The sequence below is a fragment of the Flavobacterium covae genome (assembly GCF_001534645.1).
In the GTDB taxonomy this organism is placed as follows: Bacteria; Bacteroidota; Bacteroidia; order Flavobacteriales; family Flavobacteriaceae; genus Flavobacterium; species Flavobacterium covae.
On the sequence record NZ_CP013992.1, the window covers coordinates 3,108,022 to 3,127,009 of the forward strand.

Annotated in this window: 16 protein-coding genes and 1 tRNA gene; 9 read left to right on the plus strand and 8 right to left on the minus strand. The window is 33.9% G+C overall.

Annotation, left to right across the window (positions count from 1 at the left end):
* Nucleotide 1: 1 nt before the first annotated feature.
* The 7 genes from AWN65_RS13665 to tssD (AWN65_RS13695) all read right to left on the minus strand — a co-directional run bounded on the left by AWN65_RS13665 (nucleotide 2) and on the right by tssD (AWN65_RS13695) (nucleotide 10,245).
* Complete coding sequence (locus tag AWN65_RS13665; RefSeq protein ID WP_081078459.1) at nucleotides 2-4,426, minus strand: DUF6531 domain-containing protein; 4,425 nt, start codon at nucleotides 4,424-4,426, stop codon at nucleotides 2-4.
* Between the two features lie 18 nt (nucleotides 4,427-4,444).
* Nucleotides 4,445-5,788, minus strand: a complete 1,344-nt coding sequence (locus AWN65_RS13670) for a hypothetical protein (RefSeq protein ID WP_014165943.1) — start codon at nucleotides 5,786-5,788, stop codon at nucleotides 4,445-4,447.
* Nucleotides 5,789-5,794: 6 nt separating this feature from the next.
* Nucleotides 5,795-7,900 (minus strand): type VI secretion system Vgr family protein, encoded by a 2,106-nt coding sequence (locus AWN65_RS13675; RefSeq protein WP_014165944.1) that lies wholly within the window; start codon nucleotides 7,898-7,900, stop codon nucleotides 5,795-5,797.
* A gap of 53 nt (nucleotides 7,901-7,953) precedes the next feature.
* Entirely contained in the window at nucleotides 7,954-8,340 is a 387-nt protein-coding gene (gene tssD, locus AWN65_RS13680) for a type VI secretion system tube protein TssD (protein ID WP_060383639.1), read from the minus strand.
* A gap of 5 nt (nucleotides 8,341-8,345) precedes the next feature.
* Nucleotides 8,346-9,062, minus strand: a complete 717-nt coding sequence (locus AWN65_RS13685; RefSeq protein WP_060383640.1) for a hypothetical protein — start codon at nucleotides 9,060-9,062, stop codon at nucleotides 8,346-8,348.
* Nucleotides 9,059-9,742: a hypothetical protein gene (locus AWN65_RS13690; protein WP_060383641.1), complete on the minus strand. Its 684-nt coding sequence runs from the start codon at nucleotides 9,740-9,742 to the stop codon at nucleotides 9,059-9,061. Before AWN65_RS13690 ends, AWN65_RS13685 begins: the two co-directional genes overlap by 4 nt.
* A 116-nt stretch (nucleotides 9,743-9,858) precedes the next feature.
* Nucleotides 9,859-10,245: a type VI secretion system tube protein TssD gene (gene tssD / locus AWN65_RS13695; protein WP_060383642.1), complete on the minus strand. Its 387-nt coding sequence runs from the start codon at nucleotides 10,243-10,245 to the stop codon at nucleotides 9,859-9,861.
* Between the two features lie 797 nt (nucleotides 10,246-11,042).
* Between tssD (AWN65_RS13695) and AWN65_RS13700 the strand changes: the two genes are divergently transcribed.
* The 8 genes from AWN65_RS13700 (at nucleotide 11,043) to AWN65_RS13735 (ending at nucleotide 17,073) form a co-directional block, all read left to right on the plus strand.
* Nucleotides 11,043-12,347 carry a tyrosine-type recombinase/integrase gene (locus tag AWN65_RS13700; protein WP_060383643.1) on the plus strand — a complete coding sequence of 435 codons (1,305 nt, stop codon included), beginning with the start codon at nucleotides 11,043-11,045 and terminating at the stop codon, nucleotides 12,345-12,347.
* 28 nt (nucleotides 12,348-12,375) lie between these two features.
* Nucleotides 12,376-13,263: a hypothetical protein gene (locus tag AWN65_RS13705; RefSeq protein WP_060383644.1), complete on the plus strand. Its 888-nt coding sequence runs from the start codon at nucleotides 12,376-12,378 to the stop codon at nucleotides 13,261-13,263.
* 88 nt (nucleotides 13,264-13,351) lie between these two features.
* Entirely contained in the window at nucleotides 13,352-13,636 is a 285-nt protein-coding gene (locus AWN65_RS13710) for a helix-turn-helix domain-containing protein (protein WP_158447624.1), read from the plus strand.
* A 10-nt stretch (nucleotides 13,637-13,646) separates the two neighbouring features.
* On the plus strand, nucleotides 13,647-13,952 hold the full coding sequence (locus AWN65_RS13715; RefSeq protein WP_060383646.1) for a hypothetical protein: 306 nt from the start codon (nucleotides 13,647-13,649) through the stop codon (nucleotides 13,950-13,952).
* Nucleotides 13,953-15,389, plus strand: coding sequence for a hypothetical protein (locus AWN65_RS13720; protein ID WP_060383647.1), 1,437 nt, complete (start codon nucleotides 13,953-13,955; stop codon nucleotides 15,387-15,389). It abuts the gene before it with no gap.
* A gap of 13 nt (nucleotides 15,390-15,402) precedes the next feature.
* The gene (locus AWN65_RS13725) at nucleotides 15,403-15,984 is read left to right on the plus strand and encodes an antA/AntB antirepressor family protein (protein WP_060383648.1); all 582 of its coding nucleotides are present in this window, start codon (nucleotides 15,403-15,405) and stop codon (nucleotides 15,982-15,984) included.
* Between the two features lies 1 nt (nucleotide 15,985).
* Nucleotides 15,986-16,324 (plus strand): helix-turn-helix domain-containing protein, encoded by a 339-nt coding sequence (locus AWN65_RS13730; RefSeq protein WP_060383649.1) that lies wholly within the window; start codon nucleotides 15,986-15,988, stop codon nucleotides 16,322-16,324.
* A 524-nt stretch (nucleotides 16,325-16,848) separates the two neighbouring features.
* Nucleotides 16,849-17,073: a hypothetical protein gene (locus tag AWN65_RS13735; RefSeq protein ID WP_060383650.1), complete on the plus strand. Its 225-nt coding sequence runs from the start codon at nucleotides 16,849-16,851 to the stop codon at nucleotides 17,071-17,073.
* 222 nt (nucleotides 17,074-17,295) lie between these two features.
* Here AWN65_RS13735 and AWN65_RS13740 read toward each other — a convergent pair.
* Nucleotides 17,296-17,377 (minus strand) — tRNA-Leu (locus AWN65_RS13740).
* Nucleotides 17,378-17,552: 175 nt separating this feature from the next.
* Between AWN65_RS13740 and AWN65_RS13745 the strand changes: the two genes are divergently transcribed.
* The gene (locus AWN65_RS13745) at nucleotides 17,553-18,941 is read left to right on the plus strand and encodes a dipeptidase (protein ID WP_060383651.1); all 1,389 of its coding nucleotides are present in this window, start codon (nucleotides 17,553-17,555) and stop codon (nucleotides 18,939-18,941) included.
* The last annotated feature ends 47 nt before the right edge of the window (nucleotides 18,942-18,988 follow it).

Below are 18,988 nucleotides of genomic sequence, written 5' to 3' on the forward strand. Positions count from 1 at the left end.
ATTAATCATTACATTTTATGAATTTCGAAAATAATTTTGATGCAGTATCACTATTAATAGTTATTTGTGTTTCTTTTAGTGCTCTTGGAGCTTCTAACCCCCTTAGCACTTTGTCAGGATTTGCTAATTTAGGACCTATCACCATATCATAATCATGTATTAAATCTCCTTTTCGAGCTTTTGTTACAAAATCTGCCCATTCATCATTTGGTGTATCAAAGGTTTTAATTTTTAAATTAGTTAGTTGATCATCAGGAATATCAAATTTCACAATATCTGTCACTCCTCTTCCCATTTTTTCTAATCGTGCGTTATATTTTAAAGTTTCTTCTAAAGATGAGCTGGTATATAAAGCTCCTTTGCCTGATGAATTAAAGTCTAAATTAGGCCTATTTTTTGATAAATCTATCCCATTGACCCTTATTGATTCAGCACCTGCTTTACTCGTTCCATGGAATAATTCAATTAGACCAAATAAATCTACAAATACATTGCAGTCTTTAACAAAAATATAAAATTTAGAGACATTTCCATTATAACGTAGAGGATCTTGAGAGATATAATTTCCAATAGTACAATCGTAATATCGAAACCTGTTGTAATAAAGACCTTCTAATTCGGGGTCTTCATACTGTCCGAGTTGTCTAAAAGGAATAAAGTCTGGGGTTAGATTAATAGGCGAGCTAAAATTGCGTAAACCTCCATAAATATCATAGTCTGTGCTCCATATTAAAGAGCCCTTTTCGTTATAACATTGTAGGGGTCTGCCTATATAATCAGAAATTATACTAAATTGCTCTTCTCCTTGTATTTTAGCACTAGGTACAAAGCTATTTTCTTGGTAAATCCAAGTAACTAAATCCTCTACGGTTTCTTTTTGACTTAGATAAACTTCTCCTAGATCGTTAACAGAAGTTTCTGCCTCCTGCCCTTTTAGATATGTCCACTCATGTAAAAGAACGTTTCCATCCCAAAGATAACGATTTGTTTTTTCATTACAAATCTTTTTTATTCTTCTTCCTAAAGCGTCATATTCCATGGTTACAAGGGTGCCATCGGGTTTTTTTACACTTTTTAGCATCCCGTTGCCATACCAGTTGTATTCCCAATCGCCTCGTTGCCATTGTTGGTTGTTTCTTTCTTCTAGTTCTTGTTTTTCTTTTAATCGGGTGTATTCTTGTTTTTCTTCTTTTGTATAAATACGGTCTGTTTGTAAGTAGTAGGCTAGTTCTCCTCGTTTGGGTTTGGTGTCTGAAATTTCTTCTATAAAGAAAGAAAATCGGGCTGGTTTTTCTTTTTCTTTTTCCTCTTGACGTTTTTGTATTTGTGCTTGTGCTACGTTGCGTTTGCTTTTTAGGCGCAGGTTTCCTTCGGCATCGTATAGGTAGTGCCAGTCTAGGTCTTTTAGGAGTTTGCCTCCTTTGCCATATACGCGGTCTTTTTGTTCTTTGGTTTTATAAAGGTTGCCTACTTCATCGGGTAGTTTGTAGTCGTAGCTTCCGTCTTCGTATTGGGCGGAGGCAAGGTTGCCAAAACGATCGTATACATATTGTACTTGTCCTCCTGTAAGGGCGTTTATGGTTTGTTGCAATCGGTGGTTGGCGTTCCAGGTATAGGTACGATGATAGGTGTCTTTATGTCCTCGGTGTACTTTTTGGGCAATGGGTCTTCCTGCGGCATCATACTGCATACTTAGGGTAAGCCCTCCTGTAATGCTTCGTTCTATTTCTTGTCCTAGGGCATTGTGTTTGAGCTGGGTTTCCCAGGCTTGTTTTTGGGCTTCTTTTAGAGCGGTTGTTTGGGCTGTAATTTTTTCTAAAAGACCTTTTGGGTTATAGGTGTTTTGTACTTGGGCTCCTAGGGAGGAGGTCATCTTGATGCGGTTTCCGTTGCGGTCGTATTCAGAAATGATTGTAAATCCTTGATCGCCCTTGAAGTCACTGGTTTGGGTTTCTTTTATAACGCGTCCCATTTTGTCTCGTTCTAAAAGAATGCTGACATCTTGGTTTTTGGCATGTAAGAGTTGGCCTAGCTTGTTATACGCAAAACTTTCCCAAGTTCCGTCGTTATGGTGGGCTCGTACAATGCGTCCTAGGGCATCGTACTGGTATTCAGACCATCGGTTTTCGGGTCTTTGGGTTCGTACTACCCATCCGTTTGCGTTGCGCTGGTATCTTCTGGTTAGGGCATCAAATCCTTCTTCTTGGGTAATGTGTCCTGCTTTGTTTCTTGTAAAACGGTATTTTTCGTTGTGTTCGTTGGTAATGCTTACCAATTGTTCCATTTTGTCGTAGTCAAAAAATACTTTGGTTTTGTTTTCCTCACGCATTTTAAGACTTCCTAGGGGGGTATAATCAAACTTTATGGTATGATGTTGGTCTTGTGCTTCTATTACTTCATCGTAGGCGTTGTATACGAGTGTTGTAACGTTGTGGTCGGCTCCTTTTATGGAGGTAATTCTACCTAAGATGTCGTACCCAAAGGTTTGTGGATTGCTTCCTGGGCTTTGTGCGCTAATGACTTCTCCACGGTAATTGTAGTCCCATAGGGTAGCATTTCCTTCATGATCGGTAAAGGAAATAAGGTTGTGTTGGGCGTCGTATTCTAGTTTAGATCGGTTGCCTTCTTTGCTTATTTCGCTAATGAGTCCTTTTGGGTTATAATCAAGTTGGGTAATGCCGTTATCGGGTTCTATAATACTGTTAAGGAGGTATTTTTGATTTTTTTTGTAGGTATAGGTGGTTTGATTGCCTTCGGGATCTATTACAATAGATAGGCGTTGTTCTTTGTCGTAAATATATTGGGCTACGCTGGCATCAGGATATACTATAGAGGTTTTGTTTCCAAATTCATCATAGGTATATCCGGTCATGTGGCCTTCTGGGTCTATCTGACGATAGATTTCCATATACTCGGTATATTCGGTAAAATGGCTGTTTCCAAGAGGATCTGTAACTTGGGTTACGAGCTGATTAGGTTCGTAGTAGTAGGTGGTTACGGCTTGGTTAGCATCTCTAACAAGGTTGTATCCTTTTTCAGGAAAATACTCTATCCAGCCTTCTTGCCAACCGCCATCGCCCCAAGTGTGGGTACATTTTGCACCTGTTTTGGTACCGTCGTATTCCCAATAGAAAGTCTGCCCGTTTCGGTCGGTTTTTTCGATCATGAGATGATTTTGGTATTTTATATGGGTGCTTTTTTGCAAAGCATCTGTAATACGAATCATGTTGTGATCTTGGTCGTAGGAATAGGATATTAGTAGGTCTTCTCCTTTTTGATGAATGAGGGAGAGTTGTGTAATGAGTCCTATGCTATTGGTATAGGCTTTTATTTTTCTACCCGCACAGTCTTCTATCATTAGAAGATGGTCTCCGTTTAGATAAAGTCGGGTTGTAAGTCCTGCTTTGTCTATAATTTGGGTCATACGGTATTGGTTATAACCGTTATAATGATCAAAAATATAGGTGGTAAAAGAGGTATGATCAAAAGCTTGGTAATGGTTGGAATAACGGGTAACGGTGATTTTTTCTTGTCTAAGATAAAAATCATCACCTATTTCTAGTAGGGGAAAAGCAACAATTCTGCCATCTTCTAATCGTAATCCTAGGGCTTCTTCTTCTGGAAATAATTCTACGCAACGGTCGTAATTACAATGTACCCCATGTCCTAACCAGCCTTTAAAGGCGGAGTCTGAATACCATTGTCTTTCCCATTTTATGGGTTGAGGCGATGGGATTTCAAAATCGGTTCCTTCATAAAAAACAGCTCCGTTGATAAGATTAATAGGCTCAAATCCTGCTTTACAAAGTAGTTTGCTAAGCGAGTTGGGACCAACGGAATTTTTTAGTAAATGATTGAATGCTTTTTTCCCGTATTTCATTAGGGTACTAAAACCTATACTGGATAGGAGTCCTGTTAAGGCTCCTCCCCAGTCAGGTACATAAGGTCCCCCCACCATCACAGGGGGTCCTGTAGGAATAGGTATAGAAAAAGAGGTTGGGGCAAATAGGGTAGGCGCAAAAGGAATCATCTTTTTGCCAATTTTAGTTTTTCCTAAACTAAGGGAAAGAGGAATTCCTATATCATTACAGGTCATTACGGAATACCCTTTGGGGCTTAATCGGGTTCCGTCTGCATATACATTTTGTGATGAAAAAAAGTTCATACTTTCATGTCCAATAATGGGGGTCATCAACCAAGGAGGCGTAAAGAGAGGGATATGTACTAAGGGTATAATAATACCACTGGTGTCAGAAACACCTCTTTTCATACCATTAACATGTACGGTAGCTCCTACAAAAGGAATGTAGTCTGCTGGATCTATAACAATACCTATATAGGGGTGAAAGGGATTGAAAGGAGGCAGCGTTGTAAAATGAATATCTATACCTATTACGGGTGTAAAGTGATTATCTGCTAATAACATACTTGAAATGTGTTTTTTTTAAGTGTTTTCATAGACTGGTTGGGTAGATGAGGATATTTTTTTGGCATATTCTCTCCACTCTTTACCGTAAATGGATTGCATTCTTTCTTCTATCTGATGTTTTTCAGATGTTGTAATATTTGTACTATTTATATAAAGGTATTTTTCTGTGATAAATGCAAAATTGATAACCTTTAATAATTCGTCCGAGAGGTGGTATCCTTTTTCAAAACTATTTTTGATGATTTTTTGGTATAAATGATTACTGTCATTTTTAATGAGTAGTAGTGCATAAATATTGGCTAAAATCATCTGTTCTATCATTTCAACGTTTTCGGCTATTTGAGCTTGTTTGATAAAGTTTTGTATAGCTTCCTCTTTTTTTCCTGTCATACTGTAATAAGAAGCTTTGTAGGAATAGAGTTGTATGAGTGTGCCTGCTAATTCAGGTTTTTTTTGATAGTTTGCTTCTGCTATTAGAATACCTTTGTCTAGTAAACGTAAGGTTTTAGCATCATCTTTGAATTGAAATAAAAAACCAGCGTAAATCAAATGGGCAGATGCCCAAAAAGAAGGGTCTCCTGTAGATTGTGTTAGGGTAAGCATTTGTTTTCCCCAATAATGTACTTGTTCTTTGTCATTTTTAGATGCGCTTTCGCCTATTTCAAAAAGATACTTTCTGAATTTAACTTGTGGATCGTTGGGATTTCCTTGCGTGGCTAATTCTTTATAAGAACTTGCCATATTTTGATCGGGAACGTCTATTGTGACAGCCAGGGTGTCAAGATTATCTACAAGTTTTGTATGTTTTTCTTTTCCTTTGAAATCAATCAAAAGTATTCCGTAATCCTTAAGGATGGGTGAAAGGAGTTGTTTTATAAAAAGATGATAATTTTCATAATTAGATACTTTTTTAGGAACCAGACTTATAATGATTAGATTCTCTTTTTTGGATTCAAATTTTTTAAAACTTACAAGTAGTCGAATAAAAAAATCTTTCAGTTCATTTGAATTTTTATGAGATATTGTATAAAATTCTTTTTTTAATTCTTCAAATTCTATCCAATTCCAATGAGGATAACTTTGTAAATCTCTATCAAAAGAGGTTATCCATTCGTTTGTAAAATCATAAATGTACTGATTTTCGTTTTCAAAATCAATGGAAAAAAGAAGGAAAGAATCAGGACTTTTGCCATGTTCTGATGCTTCTATTTGAATAAATCCATTAACTAAAATAAAGTCTTCTTGGTAGCATACTAGTTGAAACAACCTAGCTTTGGGTTTGTTTTTTCTGGCATTAGTCCAAAGCTTGGCTATTTTACTTATGCGAACGGCAATAGGGTTGTGTTCGTTGCTTTGCATATTAGGTTAGTTAAGGTTTACAATTCCTCCTTTTACATTGGTCATGGCAGAGCCATTTACGTTAACGGTTGTAGATTCTATAGCTACTTCTGTTTCTCCGTTTATTCCTATTTTAGGTGCTTTTTCTTCAATAAGGGATTCGCTGTTGGTTTTTACAGAGGTGGTACCTGTTATTTCTGCTTCTTTTGTTTCTATTTTTACTTTTACATCGCCGCTAATTACAATTGTACCGTCTTTTGTCATTTTAATTTCTGCTCCTCCACAAGTAAATGTAATGCTTTCATTGGCATTAACAGTGGCATTTCCTGCTCCGTCAAATTTTAAATCAACACTGCCTTTATCGGTAAGGTGTACACTTCCCGCATTATCGTCCATGTGTAATTTGTTTCCGCTGGCTGTTTGCAAACCTTTGATGTAGTTGCCTGATCCGCCTTTGCCTGCGCTAGCTTTGCCATTAAACATGGCTCCAAATACAAAGGGTCTTTCGGCATTGCCATTGTCAAATCCTACAATTACTTCTTCTCCTACTTCAGGAATAATGTGCATTCCTTTGCCCTTTCCTGCATAAGGGGTTACGACTCTTAACCAAGGAGTGGTTAATCCTTTTTTCTTTTGCCAAGGAAATTGGACCTTTATCATTCCTTGTGGGTTGTCATTTTGCATGACAATGGCTGATTGTTCTTCGCAGGTAGGAAAAGCGTCTTCATCAAAGAATGGTGAAATAAAGATATCAGGTATGCCTACAAATTCGTTGTAATATTCACTGCCATCATGGTAATGATAGATTTCAATGATGCGGTAGGTTTCCATGGCTTTGGCATTGATGTCGGATATTTTGGCTTTACCTCCTATTCTTAGTTTGGGATCACGGCTTCTTCCTCTTACTTGCATAGTGTGTTCACGACTTTCTTTCTGACGACGTGCCATTTCTTTTAGATCTTTTTCTACGGTTTGTTGTGAGGTGGCATTAAAAAGCATTTCAGATTTTTTTCGGAATACTTTTTCAGAGGCTTCTATTGCTGCTTGTTGAAAGGGGTTTGTTTTTCGTTGAACGTTGTTTTTTACAGCGTCTGAATCTTTTTCTTTTACTTCGGCTGAAATACTGTCGTATGATAAATATTTGAAAAGTTGAGGTTTGATCATCATTTCAAATTCTATGTCTATTAAATCTATGTTTTCACCTAATTCTATGGTGTCTTTGATTTCGTTTCCAAAAATTAGACTTTGGCCGTCGTAATAAAAGTATTCGCCATATCTGTGGGCTAATCTTTTAATGAACTGGTAGTCTGATTCTTTGTATTGTACACAATACGGAATGGTGTAATCTGTATTGATGTTTTTAGTAGATATTGCTACTTCTCCGTTGTACTCCGCTAGGGCTTGTTTAATGATTTCGTCTAGTTTTTTATTTTCATAGCTTTGGCAATCTTTGCCATTTTCTAATAGTATGCTAGGAGAATGCCCTGTGATGTAGAGTTTTCCATACCCACCTCCTTCGTCTTTTTTATTACGAATATTGGCTATTATTCCGGTAAAAGTTTGTGTAATGCTACCAAAACGATGGAAATTAATACTTATTTTTTTTCCTAATATGTTTTTAGAATTTTCCATTACGTAGCCTTCGAAACTGTCTAGAGAGTCGTCGGGTGTAATGATTGTAAAGATATCATGTTCGTTGGTAAATTGTTTTAAATCAACTGTATATGTATTTTTTGCTAAAAAATCTTTGCCATCTATACGAAGGGTGCAATAAACTAAAGGACTGTCTTTGTCGTTTAAAAAATCATGAAATGTTTTTTTTGAAAAATGTTTTTTAAGGTCATCAGGATGGTTTAATCTTCCTATTAACCCATCGTTTTTTTGGGGATTCTCAAAACTTCCCATTTCCTCTGTTTTTTGATTGTTTAAATAGTGCCCTGCGTTTTTAATAGTGTCTTTGTTGGCTACTAATTGGTTAAATGCGGGGCTGGATAATTGCTCAGAAGCTTTTTGAGTTGCTTCTGTTTCGATGGTTTTTATGGATTCTTGTTTTAGTTGTTCAACAAGTTGTGTTTTAACTCCGTCTAATCCATTTTTTATCGGATTTTTTGAATCTGTATCTTTAAGCGGCATATCCTTAGTTTTTAGAGTTTAATTATGATATCTTTATTGTTAAAAGAAATGAATTATCGCCACTTTTTATCGTGTGATACGCCATTTACGTCAAAGTTCTTAGCAACAATACGAATGGATATTTGTAAGGGCTCTTTGCTTTCTGAAGTAAAATGTTCTTCAAAAAAGATGCAATATCCTTTTTCAAATTGTAATTCTTGCAATTTGCTCATGGCATCTCTACGATAAAATATTATCTTACCGTCTTTTGCTTTATTGTGATCTAACATCCAATCTAGGAAGTCGGGTTTTCCAGTACTTTCAATACGAATAAAAATTTCACCTCCTTGTGGCATTCCTTGAGGTTTACCTGTGTTATCTATTGTTTGTGTAAAATTGTACTTACATTCTAGAATGTTGTACATGTTACCGTCTAATTCTAATTTAGCTAAAAATGACATATATATTAATTTTTAAAATTTTCTATTTTTGTTTGAATCAAACTGTCCTCTTTATAATAATTGCATTGTTTTTCTATCACTTTTCCTTCATATCCAATTAGATATTCATAATGCCAGCCAACTTTTTTCTTGTTTTTAAACCTACCTTCCCAGATAAGAAAATGATCTTTATCATAGTATTTTATATATCCTGTTCCTGTTTTTCCTAAAAAGGATTGGTAAACTTTTTTTCCTTCTTTAGAGAGTACGGTATAATTATTTATAAAACTTCCATTTTGATCTGTTTCAAAGCGTATGTGTAATTTTCCTGTTGGGTAAAAATCTTGTTGTATTCCAACTAAATTATCATTGAGATAATTTTTGTCTTCTATCATTTTATGGGTTTTAGGATCCCATATTTTGGCATTTATTAAATCTCCTTTTTGTGAATAGTTGTATTCTTCATGTATTGTATTTTGATTTGATAGATTTAGATATTTTTGCCATTTTCCAACTTTAATTCCATTGACAATTTTGCCTTGTTCGAAAGACTTTTTATCTGGCTCTATTATTTTAACGAAATGTTCTTGTTTGATTTGTTGTAAACTATCAATAAATAAAGAATCTTCTTTTTGTGTAAAGGAAGAATCAGTATAGAATAAAACGGTGTGTTTTCTTTTTTCTTGCTTACATGCGATTGCTATAGAAAGGAGTAAGAATAATAATAATTTATATGTTTTCAAGGTCTAAAAAATTTGATGTTATCATTATCTATTTCTCTACTTCCCCACCAACTGTTTGCATCGCATTTTTCAGTACCATTGTCAGTAGCTCCTCTTCCAGCTCCTCTGGAACAAAATTCATCGTCTTCAAATAATTGTCCTCTACGTACTTGTGTAACAATTTCTACGTGGGTTCCTCCAAAAGCAACAATGTCTCCTCTTTGTACGTCTTGTTTTTTGACCGATTTTAATTTTTCTCCGTTCCATATTTGTCTAGCGGATAAATATTTGCCATTAGACAGAATATTATAACCTGCCATAAATAAAGCTTCTCCTACAAATAAATTGCAAGACCATTTGGCATCTTCTCCATAAAAAACTACATAATATCCTGATTCCCAATTATTATAAGCTTGTTTTAGGGCAGAATAATCCGAATCGGTTACTTTTTTATCTTTGTCAAATCGTGCTAATAAAAGTAAATATTTTCTTTGGGTCAGGACAAACCAAGAACTGTCCATCCATTTCTTGCTAAATCCATTAGATGTTGAAGGAAAATGAAGAGGTTTTCTTTTGGCATTTGCTAATCCTCCATTTTTTGTTAGGAAATAACCTTTATTTTCATAAAAATCTTTGTAACTATTTATTATGATTTCATCATTGGCTATTCTTTCTGCTTCTCTAGCTATTTTTTCACTCATAATTTTAAAGATTTAAAAAATATCCTGATTTTAACTTTTATTATAACTGATGTATTCAAAAAATTAATGTTTTGGTAAAAAAGAGTAACAAAAACTGTTACTCTTTTTTAATTTTACTATACCCATTCGTTTTCGTAAGCTCCAGAACCTAATTCAATTTTTTTAGCTGAAATAGTAAAGGTTTCAGTTAGTGGATTTACGCCTGTAGAATCAAAGTTTTCTCTGAATTTTACTACGTAAGCTTCTGAGAATTTTAATTCTTTTAGAACAGCATCGCTATCTCTTTTGAAGAATTTTACGCTACCGTCTTTTCTTTCAAATGAATTCGTTATCCATTCAAAGAAAGAGGTATCCGCTGTACCTTCAATAGTTAACTCAATTTTACCACCTCTGGTAACAGTAGAAGGTCTACCTGTTGCATCTGTTTCCTGAAACAGACCATAATTTACATTTAGTACTGTGTACTCTTTTCCTGCTACTGATAGTTTTGTTTTAAATGACATGTTATAATTGATTAAAAAATTACAAATGAAAATACACTTTTAAATAGAGTGTAAAAGGTTGTTATAAAAGGAGGAATATTAGTTAGTTTGTATAAACCAACTTTAAAAAGACTATTTTGGGATTGAAGCATCATTTATATATTTATTTTTAACAATAAAAACCACTTATGGAAACATATACACTCCAAATTTAACAAAATACATTTTAAAAAACAAATTTATTTATATTTAAATTTAAAGATTAATTTCTTTTATATCTAATAATAATATACAAGATCTTCTAATTTTATACTACTTTAATAAGAATAAAAAAAGAATACTTATTATTTTTTAAGATTTTATAACTTGTTTTTTTAATGAAAGATTTTTACTTGACATGATTCTTTAAGCCAAAAACAGAAATACCTAGAAGTTAGCTCAAGACTAGAGGTTATAGCGAATTTTTAGTAAAATTCTTTCTTTTTAGATTTGCAATTTTATATGCCTAATTTATCAAATCCACAGGTTTTGGACTTGATCCTTGATCTCTTGATACTAAATATTGAATAAATTTAAAATAAAAAACCCTCAATCTCTTAAAGATCAAGGGTTTTAGTGCGGGTGATAGGACTAACAAAGCATTAATCTTGTGTTTTTTACAATCTCAATAAATCAATTGAAAATCTATTAAACTTTACTGTTTATAAGGCTTAGCGATAGTTTGCTTAGTTAAGTTAGATAAAGTAAGATAAAAGTAAATATAAAATTTGTTGGCAAAATATCGGCAAAACATTATTTTTGTATTAAACAAAGTAAAGATGAAAGTCAAATATTTTTTAGTTGAAAGTCAAGGCAAACAAAAAAACGCATATAGCAATATTTATATACGTTTTTGGGTAGGTCGTGAGTATGATTTTAAGGCAAATACAAAAATCAAAGTTTTATTTGATAGTTGGGATAACAATAAACAAAAATTAAAACAAAGAGCATCAACAATAAATAAAGATTTAATTAACTCCCAATTAAAAGAATTAGAAAAGGTAATATTTGATAAATGGACTTTAGACACACTTAATAAGTCGAATATCACAAAAGACTGGTTAAAAGATGTAATAAATGTTTTTTTTGGTCGTGCAAAATCAGATGAATTATATAAAATTTACTTTGTAGACTGGGTAGAAAAGTTTATTGACGATAGCCCAAAAAGACTATATAAAGGCTCTCCTATTGCTGAGAGAACGATAAAGCATTATAAAACTACTTTGTACAAAATACAAGGCTTTGAAAGTCATAATAAAGTAAAATTAAGATTTGAGAATATTGATTTAAAATTTTACAGGGACTTTATAGACTATTGCCGTACAGTTGAAAAGCTTGGAAACAACACTATAGGCGGTTATATAACTAACTTTAAAATGTGGTGCAAAAATATAGAGCTGGAGGGATTGCCTATAAACCCACAATACAAACACTCGGAATTTATGGCACTATCAAACAAAACAAAAGACACCTATTTGAATGAAAACGAAATAGATAATATTTATAATTTCAACTTTGACGATTCGGAGCGATTAGATAATGTAAGGGATTTATTTGTAATAGGCTTGCGTACTGGTTTACGAGTATCCGATTTTCTTTACCTAAAGGAAATTAGTATTGAAAAGGGATTTATTGAGATTGAAACGGCTAAAACTGGGACGACTGTAGTAATACCACTACACCCACAAGTTAGGGCTATAATTCAAAAGCGACACGGTCAACTGCCTTACACTATATCGGAACAAAAATTCAATCTTTACATAAAGGAAATATGCAAAAAAGTAGGGATAACAGAAGAAATAGAGGGCGCAAAAATGAACCCCGACACCAAGCGAAAAGAAGTAGGGGTTTATCCTAAGTATGAGTTGATAAGTTCGCACACCTGTAGGCGTTCTTTTGCTACTAATTTATACGGCAAATTACCCAATATGACTATAATGTCTATAACAGGACACGGCACAGAAGCGGTTTTCTTGAAATACATTAAGATTACGAAAAAAGAACATGCCGAAACCCTTAAAAGATTTTGGGCAAACGAACAAGAAAGCCAAGGACTTACAACGGTTTTAAGAGCGGTGAAATAATTTAAAAGAGATTTAAAAGAGGTTTAAAATGGGTGAAAAAATAAACGCTTATTCAACTTTGGTTGATATGGTAAACGAAACAATAAAGGAAAAGAAAATTATTAATTTGGCTTATCCAAATGACGTTTTTCAATTCGCAATCAAAAGTAAAGAGATAATCCAAGGCGTAAACTCTAATATAACACAGAATGGAGAAACAATTAATCCATCACCAATATTAAAAGAGGCAATCAAACAAAAGGAAATATACCAAGTGTCAGGCTCTATCAAAAAAATGTTTGACGATTTTATAACACCCTCATTAATATATAAAAGGATGTTTAATTGGCACGAGGAAATAAAAAGAAATTCTTTAGAATTCGAAAAACAACAAAAAGAATTAAAAGAGTATTGGGTTTATAATCTAATGGTTAAAGAGCTGGAAACAATTAAACAACAATTAGAAGAAAAAACAAAAGAGTTAGAAGACTTTAAAGCTGATTTTAGAAAATTTTACGAACGCTCAAAACCATCACTACCAATACAAGAAAAACAGCCAATTGAAGTTGGAAATTATTCTTTAGAATGTGAACTTAATAAATTTGAGATAATTAGTTTATATGAAAAGTTTATAAAAGAGATATTTGATTGTAGTATTGACGATGCGATGAATCTATTGAGTGAGAAAATAACAACAAAAATAAAAGTAAAAGATAATGTTAAACTTATAGACACTATAGCGTTTTTTAAAGCTTTATACGATTTAAAAATTATTAAAACTGCCCAATGGGCTAATGTTATAGATAAAACAGAATGTATAATTTTCAATAATAAATATATTAAATCAAAACAAATAAAAGATGCTAAAAAACAACTAAAGATGAGTTTTAAGGATATAGATATTAAGAATGCTATTGAAGATAACATAAAAAAGTAAATTATTTTACCCACCACACCCCCCGAAGTGGGTAAGGTGGGGTTTAAGTTAAACAAATATTTGCATATCAAAATTAAACGATATGCAAATGAATGATTTCACCACACTACAAGTACAAGGTATTTCAGCCGAAATACTACTACAAAAATTTGACAGTCTTGAAAGTCAAATAAAAGAACTAAAACAACAATCTCAACCGACTAGCGAAAGACTAATAACAAGGGACGAAACCGCAAAAATTTTAGGGGTTTCTATTGTTACTATTCATAACTGGGTCAAGTCTAACGTATTGAAAGCGTATAGAGTTGGGAACAAGATACGTTTCAAAGAAAGCGAAGTATTTAACGCTTTACAATCTATTAACTGTAAATAATTGTAAAGCTATGAAAACGGAATCCCTTACCTTAAAAATTACTGACAGCTTAGACTTATTGGCTGGTTTTCAATTCCTTTCTACCAAAGAGCAAAAAGAAGCTTTTGTTTTGGTTGTAGATTGCTTATGTGGTTACCCTAAGCCAACTAAAAAAGAATGCCCTGCGCCCGCTCCTGCTCACCTGTTAGGTGCTTATTTATACGTTAGTAACGCCCGAAATGCTTGTAAGTTAGCAAGCTTGGGTTATACCGATAATATTACGGCTAGTTACTTAATTACAGCAAATCTTGAAAACGCTTTAACGCTATTATCATAAATGATTGACGGGGTTAAAATAAAGTGCATAGGCACGGACACAAGCGACTGGGAGCGTTCTCCTTTGCTGAAATTCTGCACTAAGGTAGATACTACCACGGGCGAAATTTTGGCAAAAAATAGAGTCGCTTTTTACCGTGGTTTATCCTTTCATATTACCCCATCGACCATAACAGATAAGAATCATTTATTTATCCGTGGTTCTTTGGCTACTTACTACAACCAAGGCAAACACAATGCCTACGACTTCACCCGTGAAATGTTAATAGAAGTATTAGCCGAACTACAAGAAGAATTTAAAATAAACCCACAAACAGCAGTAATACAGTCGTTTGAATATGGTGCTAACATAGCTACAGAAAAGCCAGTAAAAGCAATCGTAAACGGTTTGCGAGCCTACCAGTCCGACCGCTTTACGATGTTGAAAATAGAGGGTAAACCCAATGGATTACAATTGGATAGGAGTAAAACAGCGGTTAAATTTTACGACAAAGCCAAACAAGCCAATTTAAAAGACTCTAATCTAATGCGTATCGAATACGTGGTTAAATATCATCAAACAGCCGTACAACACGGATTTAATGTATTAGCGGACTTCTTAGCCCTAGAAAAGCTAAACAACCTTAAACCCTATTTGTTGGAGGTTTGGAGAAACACCATTTTTCACGACGACGGTATGCGCTGGCGTGAAATGAACACCAAGCAAAAAGAAAAGATGCTTTACTACTTGGATGCGAACAACTGGGAACGATTTAACAAAGGGCAAAGACAAAAGGCACGGGTAAAATTTAGGGCGTTATACAATATGTTTTGCAGTTCAAAAACTCAGATTGAAATAGGGAATTTATTAAGTGAAAAATTGAACGAATTGGAAGCTAAAAAAGGATACCATTTTCAAAACTTTTCAGATGAATTTGGAAGCCAAAACGAGATGCCAAAAAAGATACCCTTTTCACCTTTAGATGAACTTGAAAAAGGTATCCAAAATACATCCAAAAATGACACACAAACTGAGAGTATAGAATTTCAAAATAATACAACAAAAACAACCCCTAAAAAATGCCTCAAATGTGGGGCAGTTTTGAAGCATAAAAACAGCAATTCAAAATACTGTTCTAAGAAATGTAATAACAGTATTCAAGCAGAAAATAGAAAGATGAAAAGAGAAAATATAAAAACCCTCGAAAATGAGATTTTAAGAACATTAATACAAAACCTCAGCCGTTCAAATTTTGAACTTCTAATTGAATACTCCACCCAAACGGGCACGTATTCCGACCAATTAGAACAAGCAGAAATAAACGCCCCGAAAGAATGGAGCTTAAAAGTAACAAGGGTTACAATATTACAAAAGCCTAAAAACCTCGTTCTAACCAGCTGGAGAGCAAAGAAGCTGATAAAACTAATATCTAAACAAAACAATAAAGTAACAATTTAAAAATCAATATATTATGAATCAATTGCAGATTATCCAAAATGAAGACGGTAAACAAGCCGTACAATGTAGCCAACTTTATAAAGCCTTGGGGCTGGATGCAAATAAATTTTTGCGCTGGACGGCAAAGAATATTATAGACAATCCTTTTGCAATCGAGGGCGAAGATTATATTCTATTATCTAGCCCTAAGGGCGAATTAAGAAACAAAAGGCGTTCCTTAACTCGTCATTATGACGAGATAAACAACTTAGTGACTCCCTTAAACTCCCCTAATGGGAGGATAAGAACACGCAAAAGAACAAAAGACTTTGTCTTAACCCTCGACTTTGCTAAACGTTTGGCGATGATGTGCCGAACTGAACAAGGCGAAAGAGTAAGAAGATACTTTTTAGAATGCGAAAGAATAGCCAAAGAAAAAGAAAGCCTAATAATTGAGGCACTACAAAAGCGATTAAGCGCATACGAACGCTTAGAACAAATAAGACTTGTAAGGCTTGAACTTTTAAAAGAAGTAAAAGAACTTAAAGCGGTTCTAATTACAACCCCGCAACTTATAGACCTTTTAACCAATCAATTAACTTTTAACTTTAACTAAAATGAAACAAGTAAACTACGGATATAACGAAACCCAGCCCACAATGCCAAAAAATAAAGGAGGACGACCATCCACCGAAGCCACTAGCAAGAAAAAAGAACAATTTATAAAACTAATAAAGTCAGGAGCAACGCAAAGGCAGATTTCTATAGAACTCGGGATAAATGAAAAAACAGCGGGTATATGGGCTAAAGAATACCGAGAGGGGGGCAATAGGCTTGACCCTATGGAAACAATGTTTAATCAAAGAATCAAGCTACTACTAAACGACCCTAACGCCTCAATAATTGATATTAAAAACCTTGTAAGTGCATTGAATGATTATAAAAAAGGGATATAGCTTAAAATAAGCAATTCTAAAGCGTTAAAAGTCTTAGGGGGCGGTGTATGTCCAAAATTATTAAAAACCCTCGTAAATAAAGGGCTGACAGGTTTAAAGAAATGATAATAACAGATATTTACTACATTTATTGTACTGCTATCTGCTTGCTTTTATCCTCAAAACTACATAAATGAAGCCCTTTTTTGCTGATTTAAGACAAAAAGAGATGAGTTACTACTACTTTTCTTACTGACTTGTTAATAATAGCTTAGAGGTTCTTATTTTGCCTCACCCGATTTGGGGAGCAAAATATAGAATAACTCATTCCTGAGTAAAACCCAAAAACTAAATTTTTTAAACTTCTCTTAGGTTCTTTTACTGCATTTTCTATATTTGCACCTCCTAAAACTTAATGATTATGAATTTTACACAAACTTCTGCCCGTGTGGTATGGTGGCGGTATTGGAAACAACCGCAAACGCTCATTAAGGCGTTAGGACACCTAACCTATGCGGGTTTTATATTTCCTAAAACTTAATAAAATGAAAAATTCAGAAGTTCCAAGAAAACTAGAGTTTGAATTAGAGCTAAAAAATGCTAAACTCGAGCTTCAACAGACTACTATAGAGAGTTGGAAAGATTTAAGTAACTCTTTGAAGACTTGCAATGAGCTATTAAGAGAAACCTTAGAGCGCAAAGAAAATGAAATAATAAGACTTAAAAGCATACTTAACAACACTAAAAATATAAGATTGGAGCGATTATAAATAAAATTTGTTCAAGATAAAGGCGGTAATCATTTAGTTACTGCTTTTTTTATGCTTAATATTTTGCTTCATAAAATTATGAATCAACAAATGAGGTTTTTTATTTAGTTCAAAATATACTTGAAAAGTTGAGTTTTAGAAATTGTCGGCAAATTGTCGGCAAAAGAAAAAATAAAAAAGCCTTAAAATATTGATATTCAATAGATTAAGGCTTAATGTTTGTGCGGGTGATAGGACTCGAACCTACACGTCTTGCGACACCAGATCCTAAGTCTGGCACGTCTACCAATTTCGCCACACCCGCGAAATTTACAATCTTAAACCTCATCTATTTTGGTTGCTGATTGCGAGTGCAAATATAAGCATATTTTTTAATTGACAAATATTTTTTTTATTTTTTTTGATTAAATTTTTAAAACGTCCTTTTGATTATTTGATTATGCAATTTGTATATTTGACTTTTACTTTATGAACTGAACATGGAAAATATTAAAAAGTACGTTCAAGATAACAAGGAACGTTTTATTAACGAACTAATTGACTTATTAAAAATACCTTCAGTAAGTGCTGACAGTGCTTATTCACAAGATGTAGTTGATACTGCTGATGCCGTAAAGAAGAGTTTAGAAAATGCGGGATGTGATTTCGTAGAACTTTGCGAAACACCTGGTTATCCAATTGTCTATGGTGAAAAAATAATAGATAAAAACCTACCAACCGTATTGGTATATGGTCATTATGATGTGCAACCTGCTGATCCTATTGAATTATGGGACTCTCCTCCTTTTGAACCTGTAATAAAAAAAACGGATCTGCATCCTGAGGGAGCTATTTTTGCGCGTGGTGCTTGCGATGATAAAGGACAAATGTATATGCACGTAAAAGCTTTTGAATACATGATCCAAAACAACTGCTTGCCTTGTAATGTAAAATTCATGATTGAAGGAGAAGAAGAAGTAGGCTCAAAAAGCTTAGGCTGGTTCGTTGAAAGAAACCAAGACAAATTGGCCAATGACGTAATCTTAATTTCGGATACTGGAATGATTTCAAATCAACAACCGTCAATTACTACAGGATTAAGGGGATTAAGTTATGTGGAGGTAGAGGTAACAGGACCAAACCGTGACTTGCATTCTGGATTATATGGTGGAGCAGTAGCCAATCCTATTAATATTCTAACTAAAATGATTGCGTCTTTACATGACGAAAATAATCATATTACAATACCTGGATTTTACGACAAAGTACAAGAACTGTCTACTGAGGAAAGAACGCAAATGGCAAAACGCCCTTTTAGTCAAGAAGCTTACAATGAAGCGTTAAACATAGCTGAAGAATATGGTGAAACAGGATACACCACTAACGAACGTAATTCTATCCGACCTACTTTAGATGTAAACGGTATTTGGGGTGGCTATACAGGAGAAGGAGCAAAAACAGTAATAGCAAGTAAGGCTTATGCTAAAATTTCAATGCGATTAGTACCTAATCAAGATTGGGAAGATATTACCCAATTATTTCAAAATCATTTTGAACGTATAGCCCCAAAATCAGTTAAAGTAAAAGTAACTCCACATCACGGAGGACAGGGTTACGTAACACCAATTGATAGTATAGGATATCAAGCAGCAGCTAAAGCTTATAATGATTCATTTGGTATAGAACCTATTCCTGTCCGATCAGGGGGTAGCATTCCTATTGTTGCTTTATTTGAAAAAGAATTAAAATCAAAAACGATTATGATGGGATTTGGATTAGATAGTGATGCTATTCATTCACCTAATGAGCATTATGGTATTTTTAATTATTTAAAAGGTATTGAAACAATCCCTTTATTTTATAAATATTTTACCGAATTAAGTAAATAATTAAAATTGACTTATATTGTGTAAACTATAGAATAGGAATATTTTTT